Source organism: Aeromonas sp. CA23 (assembly GCF_002587065.1).
Taxonomy (GTDB): domain Bacteria; phylum Pseudomonadota; class Gammaproteobacteria; order Enterobacterales; family Aeromonadaceae; genus Aeromonas; species Aeromonas bestiarum.
Genome location: NZ_CP023818.1, coordinates 3,220,180 through 3,234,156, shown reverse-complemented (window position 1 = coordinate 3,234,156; position 13,977 = coordinate 3,220,180). Strand labels below are relative to the sequence as shown.

8 protein-coding genes, 3 tRNA genes and 2 pseudogenes are annotated in these 13,977 nt (G+C 56.0%); 5 read left to right on the top strand and 8 right to left on the bottom strand.

Annotated features, from left to right (window positions below; translation table 11 throughout):
• Positions 1 to 75 precede the first annotated feature (75 nt).
• Entirely contained in the window at positions 76 to 939 is an 864-nt protein-coding gene (gene folD / locus CK910_RS15130) for a bifunctional methylenetetrahydrofolate dehydrogenase/methenyltetrahydrofolate cyclohydrolase FolD (protein ID WP_098983861.1), read from the bottom strand.
• Positions 940 to 1,142: 203 nt separating this feature from the next.
• On the opposite strand from folD, the gene CK910_RS15125 reads away from it, so the two are divergent.
• The 4 genes and pseudogenes from CK910_RS15125 to CK910_RS15110 all read left to right on the top strand — a co-directional run.
• Positions 1,143 to 1,219 (top strand) — tRNA-Pro (locus CK910_RS15125).
• 37 nt (positions 1,220 to 1,256) lie between these two features.
• Positions 1,257 to 1,333: transfer RNA gene (locus tag CK910_RS15120), tRNA-Arg, on the top strand.
• A 52-nt stretch (positions 1,334 to 1,385) separates the two neighbouring features.
• A tRNA-His gene (locus CK910_RS15115) sits at positions 1,386 to 1,461 on the top strand.
• Positions 1,462 to 1,544: 83 nt separating this feature from the next.
• Positions 1,545 to 2,237 (top strand): annotated as a pseudogene (locus CK910_RS15110) (integrase core domain-containing protein); the annotation flags it as partial.
• 164 nt (positions 2,238 to 2,401) lie between these two features.
• Here the strand turns inward: CK910_RS15110 and CK910_RS23820 are convergent.
• Positions 2,402 to 2,917, bottom strand: a complete 516-nt coding sequence (locus CK910_RS23820; RefSeq protein ID WP_157774635.1) for a hypothetical protein — start codon at positions 2,915 to 2,917, stop codon at positions 2,402 to 2,404.
• Between the two features lie 27 nt (positions 2,918 to 2,944).
• Between CK910_RS23820 and CK910_RS15105 the strand changes: the two are divergent.
• Positions 2,945 to 3,082 (top strand): annotated as a pseudogene (locus tag CK910_RS15105) (IS5/IS1182 family transposase); the annotation flags it as partial.
• Between the two features lie 122 nt (positions 3,083 to 3,204).
• Here CK910_RS15105 and CK910_RS23815 read toward each other — a convergent pair.
• From CK910_RS23815 to tssM, 6 genes are all read right to left on the bottom strand, one after another.
• Positions 3,205 to 3,603, bottom strand: coding sequence for a hypothetical protein (locus tag CK910_RS23815; RefSeq protein ID WP_156995020.1), 399 nt, complete (start codon positions 3,601 to 3,603; stop codon positions 3,205 to 3,207).
• A 5-nt stretch (positions 3,604 to 3,608) separates the two neighbouring features.
• Positions 3,609 to 6,296, bottom strand: a complete 2,688-nt coding sequence (locus CK910_RS23810) for a glycoside hydrolase family 19 protein (protein ID WP_157774634.1) — start codon at positions 6,294 to 6,296, stop codon at positions 3,609 to 3,611.
• 39 nt (positions 6,297 to 6,335) lie between these two features.
• A complete protein-coding gene (gene tssI, locus CK910_RS15095) occupies positions 6,336 to 8,384 on the bottom strand; it encodes a type VI secretion system Vgr family protein (RefSeq protein WP_098983860.1) in 2,049 nt (682 codons plus the stop codon).
• A gap of 11 nt (positions 8,385 to 8,395) precedes the next feature.
• Positions 8,396 to 8,683 (bottom strand): type VI secretion system PAAR protein, encoded by a 288-nt coding sequence (locus tag CK910_RS15090; RefSeq protein WP_042869831.1) that lies wholly within the window; start codon positions 8,681 to 8,683, stop codon positions 8,396 to 8,398.
• Between the two features lie 291 nt (positions 8,684 to 8,974).
• Positions 8,975 to 10,405, bottom strand: coding sequence for a VasL domain-containing protein (locus tag CK910_RS15085; protein WP_098983859.1), 1,431 nt, complete (start codon positions 10,403 to 10,405; stop codon positions 8,975 to 8,977).
• Positions 10,406 to 10,449: 44 nt separating this feature from the next.
• A complete protein-coding gene (tssM, locus tag CK910_RS15080) occupies positions 10,450 to 13,947 on the bottom strand; it encodes a type VI secretion system membrane subunit TssM (protein ID WP_098983858.1) in 3,498 nt (1,165 codons plus the stop codon).
• Positions 13,948 to 13,977: the final 30 nt, after the last annotated feature.

Sequence of the window (13,977 nt, the reverse complement as noted above, 5' to 3'; positions counted from 1 at the left end):
GCAAGGTCGCCGGGTTTTTTATTGCGCTGCGCGATTGCGAGCGTGAAGCCCGTCAGACGTGGGCTTCATCGACCATCACAGGGCTTGGTCGTGGTAGTCCTGGCAGGCACTCAGAGTGTTTTCCATCAGGCTAGCCACCGTCATGGGACCAACCCCCCCCGGAACCGGTGTGATGAAGGAGGCGTGATTACGCGCCGTCTCGAACTCCACATCCCCCACCAGAGAACCGTCGGCCAGACGATTGATGCCCACGTCGATCACCAGGGCCCCCGGCTTGATCCACTCCCCCGGAATGAAGTTCGGCTTGCCCACGGCCACGACCAGCAAGTCGGCGCGACGCACCTGATCTTCCAGATCCTGAGTGAAGCGGTGACAAGTGGTCGTGGTACAACCGGCCAGCAGCAGCTCCAGCGTCATCGGGCGCCCCACAATATTGGATGCCCCGACCACTACCGCATGCAGGCCGTGTGTCTTGACACCCGTAGCCTCAATCAGCGTCATGATGCCCTTGGGCGTACAGGGGCGCAGCGCCGGAATACGTTGCGCCAGACGGCCCACGTTGTACGGGTGGAAGCCATCCACATCCTTGTCGGGACGGATACGCTCCAACACCTGAGTCGTATCACAATGGGCCGGCAGCGGCAGTTGCACCAGAATGCCGTCTACGTCCGCATCATCATTGAGCCGATCGATCAGAGCCAGCAGCTCTTGCTGGCTCGCCGTCGCGCTCAGATCGTAAGAGCGGGAGATAAACCCCACCTCTTCACAGGCGCGGCGCTTGCTGCCGACATAGACCTGAGATGCCGGATCCACTCCGACCAGGATCACCGCCAGACCTGGCGCCCGTTTCCCTTGTGCCAACCGCTGTTGGACTTGCGCTGCGACCTGATTGCGAATCGTTTGCGCAACCTGTTTTCCATCAATGATTTTGGCAGACATCGTTCTTCACTCACCATGTGTTCAACTGCCGCGCATTGTCGCATTTTTTTGGCGCGGGTGTTAGCAGCGCTCGCTGGGCGGGCAATAAGTAGGCACTTGAATTTACTAGCGGAAAAATACGTTGACGCTGCCTTTCCCGCTTGGGTATGATGCCCGCCCGTTGCCCAGTACCGCCGCTATCGGTATGCTGGACACGAAATTTTCGGTGATTAGCGCAGCCCGGTAGCGCATCTGGTTTGGGACCAGAGGGTCAAAGGTTCGAATCCTTTATCACCGACCAAGTTCATCGATGAGCCACCTTGGCTGATCGATACAGAGCGCCCTTAGCTCAGTCGGATAGAGCAACGGCCTTCTAAGCCGTGGGTCGCAGGTTCGAATCCTGCAGGGCGCACCATTAATGAATCCTCCCTCCCCGGGATGGATGGTATTAATGGAAATTTTCAGTGGTGGCTGTAGCTCAGTTGGTAGAGTCCCGGATTGTGATTCCGGTTGTCGTGGGTTCGAGCCCCATCAGCCACCCCATTTCCCCCTTTCAAAAACACCCTATTTAAATCCAGTAGAAATAAACCCCCTCCTTGTGTGCTGACGGTTGCCTGCAAAAATGCCCGCTGCGGGGCTCACAGGTACTCACCCTAAAAGGCATCAGCGTTGGTGCTGGCGATTTCTGTGGCGTGCATTTGCTCTCTAAACTCAACCGCTTGTTACACCTCGCATAAACCATCGAGAATAGGCGATTGGGCTTAACGATGAGCAAATTCACCTGCTTGAGCACTTCAGTCCGTAGTTTCGAGAACGCCAGCTAGAAATCCACTACATCGAGGAACTGGTGACGGTCGACACCTTCTTCATCAGCAAGCTCAAGGGGTTGGCAAGGTGTATCTGCACACCGTGCTGGACTGCTACAGCCGCCACGCCTGAGGACAGCTCTACACCAGCAAGCTGCCAGTCACCTCAGTCCATGTGCTCAATGCAACGATACTGTCGTTCTTCGAAACTCATCAAGCACAGGTTTATACCGTCCTGTCGAACAGCGGTCGTGAGTTCTACTGGCGCGCAGACCGCAGAGCAACGGGTTTATCGAGCGGCTGCATCGAACCTTGCTCGATGAACACTTCCGTATCAAGGGGAGGACGACCTGGTATGAGTCAGTGGGGCAGATGCAGACAGGCCTGGACAGCTACCTTTACAACACCCAGCAGCCACATCAGGGCAGAATGATGGAGGGGCAGACCCCCTATACCATGTTCAAGAAGGGTCTGAAATTGATACCGAAGGAAGTGCGCACTAAAGTAGCGTAAACAAGACACCGGTTTGAGACCGGTGTCAGGTGGTAACTATATTTGTTCATGCTACTACCAGCTTATCAGCTGCCATCAATGATCTTTAACATGCAGCTAAACAGCTATGAACAAGGTGTGCACCCCATATTTTTACTGGATGTCTATTGCACCTTACCAAACTCTTAACCATATTTTTCTTTCATATACTTCTTTACCGATATTGCATTGTTAAACTTATATGTTCCATCACCGGCACCATCCTCTGTGCCACTTAAAACTGGATCCAAAGTCTTTGCTTTATCAAAAGTATATTCTCCACCAGCGTTCTTTTTATAAATATTAACTTCAAAATTTGTCTCATCAATCCCTTCTGCCTGATGCTTACTATGCCATGAAACTATAGTTCCTATATGATTCACACCTTTCAGAGTAAAGAAAAAAACGCTCCTAAGATTTGGGTAATCGCCGTTCTCACATATTTTATCCAGCTCATAATGTGATGATTTATCATAAATGACCATAGATAATGGACAATTTATGTCATCTTTTTTCTCAATTTGAACGCTCGCTGTATCATTACTTATCCTATAGGGCCCTTGAATAATATCAGCCGCGCTCACAAACAAAGTGGGGGAAATTAAATTTAAAATGAAAATTAAAAAACCATACTTCCTCATTATAACCTCACGAATTTGCACTCACTATTATCAATACCTACTGGGTGATATCGGTTCAAGCAGTTGCTGGCGGGGAAAATCTGTCTGCGTAACTACAACGGCCAAGTGGGAGAAGTCATGGCGTATGTAGGTGCCATAAACAAACTGAATACCCTGGGTCTACCTGTCAGAAAGCCCCGAGTGTAGCGGTCACCCGGGGCTGGGGAAGTGATGACTTGATGGTTGATTTGGGCAACAACGCCGTCAGGTGATAACTAGATCTGTACACCCGATGAATGAGGTGCCTCAGTATTTCACAACCACCGTAATCAAAAACAATCCTCATAATTTTCTAATGCCTGAGAGAAATCAAATTTCTTTCCTTTAACATTTATATAAAACACATTGTCAAAGTTAGCACCTTGGTAACCAAAGTGATACCGTCCATTTACCTTGCCATCAACTATTTCAACCCAGTCACTATTAACAGCATATGGTCGACCTTCGTCATTCGTCTCTTCTTCATAATTCACTTGGACTATAGTTATTTTATCTTTATTTTTCCCATATTGAACATATCCTCCAACCCAACCTACAGTGGAGGCCCACATCATTCTCATTTTAATTTTACCATTGGGACTAACAAAGCATCGATAGTCTACGCCGACATCTTCAGCACGGCAGACAGAAGACAACAGAATAAAAACCAAGACCAAATATTTATTCATTTAAGTTACTCTAGAGTTATAATACGCTGCTCAACAAAACCTCGCCAATCTCGACAAAGCCGTCCATACCACTTTTTACCCATCTCCTGCTGAGTAAATGGTTGAGTATCTAGCAGGGTCAAAAAGCGTCTATATCCTGCCAGAGCTTTTTGAGAACTATTATTCGCACCACCCTTACCAGATCCTTCATCATTCCACAGCCCCCACGCCAACGCTCCCTTTCTAATATTATAAATTTCACTACTTTCAAATTCATACTCTCCATTTATATTTTTGACAAATTCGTTTGGATTCGCAAAACTTCCAATGGCCAAGTTGATTTTAAGCTGTCTATCTATATAGTGAGTCAAACCACCATTCACCAAGAAACTACTATGCAACAGGTCATCTTTTTCAAACGCCTTTTGACATGCAGGGCGACCAACATATATATACCAATATGCTGATTTTACCGCATGAGGAGCAACACTAAGTTTTTCTCTGCACTCATCTGAGCTGATAAAGTCCTCACCTACATAATCACCATATGCTTGATAATTATCTCTAAATGTGACTTGTATAAGACCTCGACCATACCAAGGACTATAGGATTTTGTATTCCCCCCGATCTCTTTGGTATAATAAAGGTTGCCACTTTCATGAAAAACTTGTGCTAAAAAGTGTGCTTTCCCCACGCAAGTAGTTACTGAATAGTCGCAAAATGATTTATTAAATGTATCAAGATAAGACTGTAATCGTTCATCTGAAATACCTCTTGCTGGTTTAAGCGACTTAAGTTCATCTAATGTTAAATCGCGATTACATGCACAACCAGTATGTTTATCTTCAATAAGCCCCATCATCCCAGTCGGATGAATAAACCAAGGTTTTGTATCACCTACCACAGCAGCAGTTTCTTCTATCCAGGCCATTTCATTGGTCACTTCCAGTACGTATTTGTACAGGTTGGGCATGTTTTTCAGCTCTTGCTCGAGCCTTGGCCACGTATCGCGCTTTACCCATTCACTTTCGTGCTTGATAAACAGCTTTCGCACTTTGTCTGCGACCATTTTTTCAGCCATCGCCGTCTTAATTTCATCGGCACTGATACTGCCATCGCCATCCCGATCTGTCACCAGCTCTTCGTAAAGGGAGCTGAAAAACTCTCCCCCCTCCTTGCCGTCAGTATCAGCCTTGTCCAGGAATCCGTCGGGATCCGAGCCGCCATCAACCAATGTCACACCCAGTCTGGCCCACTCATGCTGGCTCACCAATCGGGTATCACCACTGATAAGCACATGCTGATCTTCGGCCACCTTCACAAATTTGTCGGCACCATGGGTCACAATATCCTGAGTATTTATCGGTTTGGGAGCATCCAACGGACCAAAGTCTCCCACCTTGCTGTAACCGATTTTATTACTCTCATTGGTCAACGTATAAGTATCTGCTTGCTCCCCCTCTTTGAGCAGCAAATACTCTTGTCCCTTGGCCAATTTTCCTTCATTGCTAATGCATTTACCAAGAGCCTCCTTGTCACTCTCTGCAACAAATATCTCCATATGTACTGCTTTACGATCTTCATTGAGAACAAAACCATTGGCTGTCGGTTTCGGTGTCTCATGCTCCCCCCAATGGCCGACAACCTCGCCTGCCGTGACCGGAATGGGATTGGTATGTCGCAACTCCACTTTGTCGTAAATAATGGGAGTATGCCGAATGGCATCGCTGGGTTGACCCAGCATCTCTTTGGCAACCCAATAACGATCACCTTTCGAAGCATTGGGCACAACCTTCCCTTTACCATCGGTCAGCTTGCCTTGGGCAACCTCCCAGACCTCAATCTCGAGATACTCCTTCATATTGGAAAATACGACTGGCTGAGCTGTGGTTCGTGCTACTTTGCTCGTTTTTGGCAATCCTGCAGTCACAGCTTCACCCTGATCTTTACTTTTACGCAGATAGCTGTTGCGACTGACAGGATAGAGACAAGGAATATCTTGCTTGGCCATCATCCAGCCGGGCTCAATCTTGCGTTCTTCCTTGATAAATTGTGAAGCTACATAAAACTCTGACGGATCATCGTTCTTTGGGGTCGCATAGCTGACTAGCTGATAAGAATAAGGCTCATTATTCAGATTCATCCGCTCTGATGGTGCCCCAATCAAGGTAACTTCGGCCCCCTTGCGGGCCGTACCCAACCGGTCCTCTTTTTGAAATTGCAGATTCGCTGTGGCCTTGTATATAGCGACACCGCTCCCAGTCAGAACATGACGTTCAGGATCACCCTGATAAGCGTTCTTGCAGGCTATATGCATATAGAGGCAATAAAAGGTTAGAGCATTTCGTTTTGGCTGCTGTCCGGAAACTTCTTCTGTGGCCTTATAACGATGCCGGACCAAGCAGAATGAAGGAGAGGTACGCAAGGTGATTGCCTCACCCGGCTTCCCCTCTTCCGGCTCCAGCTTCACGGCAACGGGATCGGACGCGATGCGGTAGGCCACTATCTCTCCATTAGCAATAGCTCGCACTGTACCTTGCGGATGCCAGCCTCCCTTGTCGCTTAAATGAATTCCGCCATGCCAGATACGATTGCCGCCGAGCAGGAAGGTGCCACCCGGCTCACCATTGAGCTTGCCGATAAATTCTTCAAGTGAAGCAACTTCTTTGGGAGCGTCACCGCCTCCCACTTGCATTGGATATAGGATTTTCATCTTCTTCTTTTCACTCGTGATCGCACAACACTGTTGCCCTTAGCGGGATGGCACAAAGAAGACCTGTCCAGGATCTTGCTCTTTCAAGAGTGCCTCCATCGCCTTCTCGGTGGGAATGGCCTTGATGAGTTCGACCAGTTCGGGAGCCTTGACCACTTCTACCCCCTTGGGCACAACGGGGGCCTGACCCGCCCAGCCGGAGCCTGAACCTGCGCTACCGCCGGCGTTGAGCTTGATGGCGGGACCCACCAGCTTGATGCCACTCGGGTCAACTTTCACAAAGCTGCCCCCCCCCTTGAGGGTGATTTCTGAACCCGCCTCCAGTACCAGCTTGTCGCCCACCTTGATATGCACCTCCTGACCGGCTTCCACCAGCAGGGACTGCCCCAGCTTCTGGTGTATGGATGCATCGACGGTAAGGGAATAATCGGCCCTGATCTGGTCGCGCTTCTCCCCTTCCACCGTCAGGTGGTCGTTGGCCTTGATGCGGGTCACCCGCTCGTTGTCGATGTCGCTGTGCTGGTCGTGTTTGATATGCCAGGCCGCATCATTTTCGATGAGTACGTTCAGGTCTTTCTGGCCGTGGATATAAATCTCTTCCTGCCCGGCCTGGTCTTCAAAGCGCAGCTCGTTGAAGCCCTCACCCTGATGGGTTTCGGTGCGCAGCACGGTACGGGTCTTATTGGCCGGCAGCTCGTACGGTGGCCGGTTGGTGGCATGGAAGGTGCGGCCAGTGACGATGGGCTGGTCCGGGTCCCCTTCCAGAAAGGAGACGATAACTTCATGGCCGATGCGCGGGATGGCCATCATGCCGTATTGGCCGCCGGCCCAGCCCTGGCTTACCCGTACCCAGCAGGAGCTCTGGTCGTTACTCGAGCCGTATCTGTCCCACGGGAACTGCAGTTTGACCCGGCCGTGTTCGTCGCAGTAAATCTCCTCCCCCTCGGGGCCGACCACCACGGCGATTTGCGGGCCATCCACCATGGGCTTGTGGGGGGCCTGTGGGCTGCCTATGCGCGCCCGCCAGCTGGTACTGGCTTTGACCACATCAAATTCGTTGTGGTAGACGGTCGGGCCGCTGCCGCCTTCTTCCTCCAGCGCCTGGGGCTGCAAGCCGGTGTGGCTGATGCGTACGATTTGCCAGTCGGTATTGAGTGTCCCGTTCGGGTGCTCGGTCAGCGAAAAATACTGACCCGGCAGCAGGGCAGCGCTGTTGGACTTGCCACTGCCGGCCACGGCATCATTGCGAAGGGCATCGAGCCTGTGCTGGGCAAACGCCTTGCCGCTGCCGTCCTGCTTGTAGCGGCCTGGGAAATCGAAGTGCTGGTAGGTGCCCCGCTGGTGTTCCAGCTCAGCTCCCACCTTCTTGTGCGAGAGGCCATAGGCCGGGGTCTTGAAACTGTAGTCTTTGAGCTCCACATCGCTGGGGCGCACCGCCTCGCGGTAGTGGAACTGGCGCACATAGGCTCCCTGCTCCAGCGAACGGTTACCGAGGTTGAAGAAGAGCGCGGGGCCGGCGGTCAAGGCCGCCGCATCGTCGGCAAACACGATGCGGTGTTTGCCCGCGTCGAATTCATGGAAATAGAACAGCCCCTCTTCGGCGGCGAGCCGGTTGACGAAATCGAGGTCGGTCTCCCGGTACTGCACGCAGTATTCCCGCTGGGCATGCTCGTTTTTCAAGGCGAAGGCGTAGTCTGTGATGCCGTGCTCTTGCAGCAGGATGGAGAGGATTTCATCGGGCTTTTGTGCCTGGAAGATGCGCGAATTCTGGCGAAGCGAGAGCCGCCACAGCGCCGGCTGCACCCGCAGCTGGTAGCGGGTGCGGCGAAAGCCGCTGTCCCCTTGCGCAAAATCACTCACGACCCCGCACACCCGCCGCTGCAGCTCGCCGTTGTACCACACCAGCAGCTCGCACGGCTGGTCCAGCACGGCACCGAAGTCGACGTCGGGCTCTGGGCTCGCCAATTCCAAGCGCAGCTGGAAAGGCCCGTTCAGCGCCTCTTCCAACGCAAACTCGGCCACCACGAAGGTGCTCTCGGGCAGTGCCCCCACCTTGACGGTAAATTGTAATCCTGTGCTGTCTGCCATAACGCTGTTCCTTATCCTGCCTGTCCGCTGCCCGAGCCAATAACAACGCCACCGCAACCTATGGCGGTGCCGGTCACTGCGATAGGCTTGCCGTTGACCAGGACGGAGCCAACGCCCCCCGAGATGCTGCGCGGATGGGGAGGATTGTTGGGTTTGACGTGAGGGGCCAGCGGATCGCCCTGCCGGGCCACCGGCTTGCCATCGAGGAACACATCGGGGCTCGCGGCAATCACGGGGGATGGGTGGAACCCATCGTGGTCGGTGCCTATGTCACCGAGCAATGCAATAGAAGGGCACATATGAATTCTCCGTGTGGGCAAGGGAGCCACCGTTGGGGCTCCCGCCATGGCGCAGGCTCACCATCATGAGCCGGGACGCAGATACAGCAGGGGTAGCAACCCAGCAGCCTCCATGCCATGACTAAGCGACCATTAATCACGTTTAAAATCAGTGAATTGCGATGATGACTCACACAGTTGGGCTGCGTTTCTGCAACGAATTGCGCAAGACAGGGCAAGCGACACGGCAAACCTTGCTCTGCCAGTCAAATTTGCTGCCGCTTGCGCAACTCATTGCTCGATGCAGCATGATCAACTGCCGGCAGCGCCCTGTTGCAACTGGTAGAGCCGGATATTGAGCGCTTTCAGGTCATTTTCCAGACTCTTCAATTCGGCAGCCGTGATGGGCTCCTGGGAGGCTTTTCTCGCCTCCAACTCGCCGAGGCGCAGGCTGAACGGGATGTTCTGCATCAGGTTCTTCTGCACCTCGTAGAGCTGGGATTTGAGGTAGGAGATGGTCACCGTCTTGCGTTGGCGCTCCAGCTCCAGCAGCTGATCGAGCAGGGCATCCACCCCGGCGCGGGCATCCAGGTAAGTGGGCACGCTGATGGCGTCCCCCTGCTGGCCGACCAGCGCGCTCTGCCACTGCTTGTCGAGCGACTTGACCGCCAGCGAGTCGGGATAGAGCATCTGCAACGAGTTGCGCAGTCCCTCGCCGTAGCGATACCAGTAGAGCGGTGACGTCTGCTCCAGCCGGGCAAGCTGGCTCTGATAACGGGCCACCAGATCGCTCTCCATGCTCTGCAGGGTCTGCTCCCCCAGCACTATGCGTGCCTGGCGAATATCGTCATAACTGAGTGCTCGCGGCAGCTCGGTGGCTGGCTGTACCAGACGCTGGGCCGCCACGGTTTTCTCCTGCTGCTGATGTTGCCAGCCAAGCCAGCCCATCACCGGCAGGGCGCAGCTGAGCAGACCGCAGCCAAACCAGAACCAGGCGGGCCGCTGCTTGCGGTGCTGTTCAATCTTGAGCACGGTCGGCTTCATCTGCCCCTTCTCGCGCCCCACCAGAATGCTGCCCTGAGGCAGGTGCGGGGTCACCGCCCCGGCAGAGGCGCCGTGATCGCTCTCCATGTCGGATTTGAAGAACACCATGGGCGGGATCTGCAGATCGTCCTTGAGGCCGGGCTCATCGGAGACGATGACGATCTCGGTCTCATCGAACAGATGGGTGTAGCCCTCGATGAAGTGCACCAGATTCTCGACCCGGGGAATGCGGCTTAAGCCCGCGTTGTGCAGCTTCTCGCTGATGAGTTGCAGCGCCCGCTCGCAGCGATAGATCAGCCGCTTGTCTTCGTGGCTGATCTGGTACTGGCGAATGACATCGCTGATGCGGGCGATGAACCAGTCCAGCATCTCGATGCGGGCCCGCTCCTGATGCACCGGCGGCCAGAAACTCTCCCACTGGGTCACGATCAGGTTGGCGAGAAACTCGCAGCCTTCGGTGAAGCCGCTCAGTCCCTGCAAGCGAGAGCGCGCCAGGGTGAAGTAGATGGCGGTCTGCAGATCCACCCCGTGCTTTTCGAAGATAAGGCTGGCAAGCTGATGGATCTTGCGCCAGTCCACCTCGGGGCGGGAGGCGTGGCTGAGCTTGTTGATTTCGGCCCGCAGAGCCTCGTATTCCGGCAGCATCCTGGGGTCGCGCCCCACTTTCAGCGCCTGCTGACCTTGTTGATTCTGTGACATATCGGCTTCCAAAATGCGGGGGGCACAGGGTCCCCCCGACATGATCAATAGAGGGATTCAGGCAATCTGAACTGGCTGAACAGGCCGCCGGTGAAGGGGTTCTGCGCGCTGTCGGTATAGACGCGATAGGTCATGGACCCCTGATCCACCGGGAAGCGCACATCGAAGGTGGCCTCATTGACCTGGGTCAGCTCCCCCTTGTCCATCAGGCGGAACATGGCCCAGGGGCCGACGAAGCCTTCGCTGCGCGGCGAGCGCTCGCGGGCGGCCGGCACCAGGGTGATCTTGCTCTCGGCCCCGTCACGCATGGTGTTGGGCCACACCAGCGGGATCTTGGTACGGCGGCCATGGGCGTACTCCAGCAACTGGCCATCCAGGTTCAGCACGCTGCGCCGCTTGTTGGCGGTGAGCTCGATGGGCTCGAGGGCGAACTGCACCTCCAGGTTGCCCTGCTGGCTGAAGAAGATCTGGCGGATGCGGGCGGCTCTGTCCAGCTGCTTGACCAGCTCGGCCTGCATGGGCGAGCTGAACTCTCCCTCCATCAGGCCGCTCTCCACCATGGGTTTGAGGTTGACCTGATAGAAGCTGTCCAGGGTGCCGCCCGGTGCAAAGAAGCGCTCCATCTCGGAGAGCGGCACGTCCTTGGCTGAGCCCGGGTCAAACGGATAGCGACCGGCCAGCTGGCTGTTGAAGGGCGCCAGCACCTTGTCCTGCCACTCCTGATTGAGGGAGGACATGGCCAAGTCGATCACCAGCCGCGAGCTCTGCTCGGAGAGCTGACCTACCCAGCGATCCAGCGGAGCGGGCAGGCTGCGGGCATATTGCTGCAGGGCAAACACGGGATCTGCGTACTTGTTGGTCAGACGCAGCTGTACCGCCTTGAGGGCCGACTGGCCAGGCTCGGTGGCGTTGACAATGAGCTCCAGATAGTGCTGCAACTCCACCAGTTTCTGGTTGACCTCCTGAATGAGCGGCCCCTGCTCACCACGGCCAGCCAATGCTCCATTAGTGGCCATAAAGGGACGCCCGATGCGGGCCGTGATGGCCTGGGCCGGGTCCCCTTCCACATCGGAGATCTTGCGAATGCGGGTGTTGTCATCCAAAGAGGCCAGCACCCGCTGGAACGGCTGATCGTTGCCCGTGATGGCAGAGAGCACGTCGAGCGCCTGCTCCGGGCTCTCCAGGGTCTGCACGTCCAGGTTGGTCAGCAGTTTTTGCCACTGGTTGACGTAGTCGGTGACATAGCGATCGTTGACCTGACGGGCGATCTCCTTGCGATCGGCCTCGCTCAGCTGGCTCAGCTTGCGCTGGCCCAGCACCCAGGCATCCATGGCGGTGAGATCGATCAGCGCCTTGTCCTGCTTGAGGAAGAAGTCGTTGAAACCGGGCCAGGTCAGCAACCGCGGCACCTGACCTGCGTTGTCGCTGCGCAGGGCAAACACTGTGTCGAAGGTGGGACCCACCTCGTCGCGCACGTTGAGATCCGGCGGCAGCACGTCGTTCGCCTTCACTACCAGGTTTTGATACACCCGCTGATACATGGGCAGCTTGCCAAGCTCGCGCTGGGCGCCGTAGACAGGCTCCTTGAACGGTATGAAGGCGGTGATGGCGGCCGGATCCCGGGCGGCCCGGGCACCATGCCAGTCGGTGTGGTCGAGGGCGTAATCCAGGTGCCCCATCAGTTGCTCCTGCACAGCGCCCTGCCCCGGGAAGGCCTGCTGCCAGCGGCTAGCCATGTACTGCGCCACCAGCTCCTTGTTGCGACCCGACGCATCGTCCAGCATCCGCATCACCCGCAGTATGGAGAGCTTCTCCTCACTGCCGGCCGGTGCCCGCTCGAGATCTGCCAGCAGCCCCTGCATCTGGGCCGGCAGGAAGCGCAGGCTCAGCAGTTGCAGATAGGAGCCTTCCACATAAGGGCCAATCTCGTCCCCCTGATAGAGGCCCAGATCGGCCACCAGCGGGGTGCGTTCACGGTAGTTGCCAAAGGAGAGGGTCGCCTCGCGGATGAGGTTCAGGCGCGGCAGCTGGCTCACCCCGAAGGCGTGGGCATCGGCCACCTCGTTGGTCTCCATGAAGGCCTGGGCCTTGGTCAATACGTTGCGACCCGCCTCCTCGTTGACCCGGTAGAAGTAGTGCCAGCCGCCGATGAGGGCCGCCGAGAAGAGCGACAGGCAGCTCAGACCGATGGCCATGCGGCGACGGCGATAGAGGGTATGCAACCGGTTCTCCCCGGCCAGATGGGCCTCGGGGAAGATGATGGTGGAGAAAAGCTTGCGCACGAAATAGGTGTTGGACTCCCCGCGCAGGGCCGAGTAAATGGGCTCTGGCAGGTTGTAGCGACGAGACGCCGCCTGGGCAAACGCATCGAACGGCACCCCCTGCTGATAGACGGAGCTGATGTAAACGCCACGTACCAACAGCGGCTTGCTCTCCTCAATGGCCAGGGTCTCGTCGAGCAGGCTGGTCACGTAATCCTTCAACCCCGCCAGTTGACGCACGAACGAGAACAGCGCATTGCGCTGGGCGGCATCGAGCCGGGCCAGCATCAGCTCGGGCAGGTTCTGGTTGAGGTTGTCCACCCACTGATCCCAGAACAGGGCCAGCTCCTGCTGCCAGGATTTGCCCTGGCTGTCGCCCGGGTTGAAGGTCACCCCCAGCACGGCCTCGCGAGCCTCCTTGTCGAGCTGCTCATACACCACGTCAAAGCCGCGCAGCAAGTCGAGCTTGGTGAAGGTGACATAGAGCGGCAGCCGGGTGTTCATGGTGGCCGACACCTCCTGCAGGCGGGAGCGCATCAGCTGGGCATAGGCCTTGCGCTCGGCCACGCTGGCATGGGAGAGCCAGGCCAGATCCACGGTCAGCACCAGGCCGTTGAGAGGCTGGCGGCGACGGTGTTCGTTGAGCCAGTTCAGCAGGTGCAGCCAGAGCCGCTCATGCTTGCGCGCCTGCGGATCCAGCTCGGGTTCGGATTGGGACAAGAGCTCGCCGGCAGGATCCAGCATCACCGCCTGCTCCCCCAGCCAGCAGTCGACAAGCTGATCCTGCGCCACGTCCCGCAGTTCGGTGTCGAGCCTGGGGTTGAGCTTGTTGGCCGGGTTGGCGCGGTGAATAAGGCTGCTCTTGCCGCTGCCGGGCAGCCCCAGCACCAGATACCAGGGCATGGCGTAGAGTGCCCCCTTGCCCAGATGAGTGTTCAACGCTTGCAGCCAGCGATCCAGGAACAGCGCCTGCTTGTCGATGAGCCCCTTGACCGGATCCTGCTCCAGCACCACCTCGTGCTGACGCTCGGCCTTGAGTTGCTGCATCTTGCGCCAGACGCGCCAGGAGAGGACTCCCAGCATCAGCCAGAGCCAGAGCAGGGTGAATACCACCCGCCCCCACAGCGGCTCGAACGGCTTGGCGCCACGGATCTCGATACTGGGCCCCAGCCACCACACCAGGATGAGGGCGACGACCCAGAGCACCACACAGAGCAGGGGCCAGGAGGGTTTCAGTTTCGGCAGCTGTTGCCGCAGAAAGGTAAAGATGGTTTTGAACATAAAATGTGATCCAACTCCGACTCAATGACT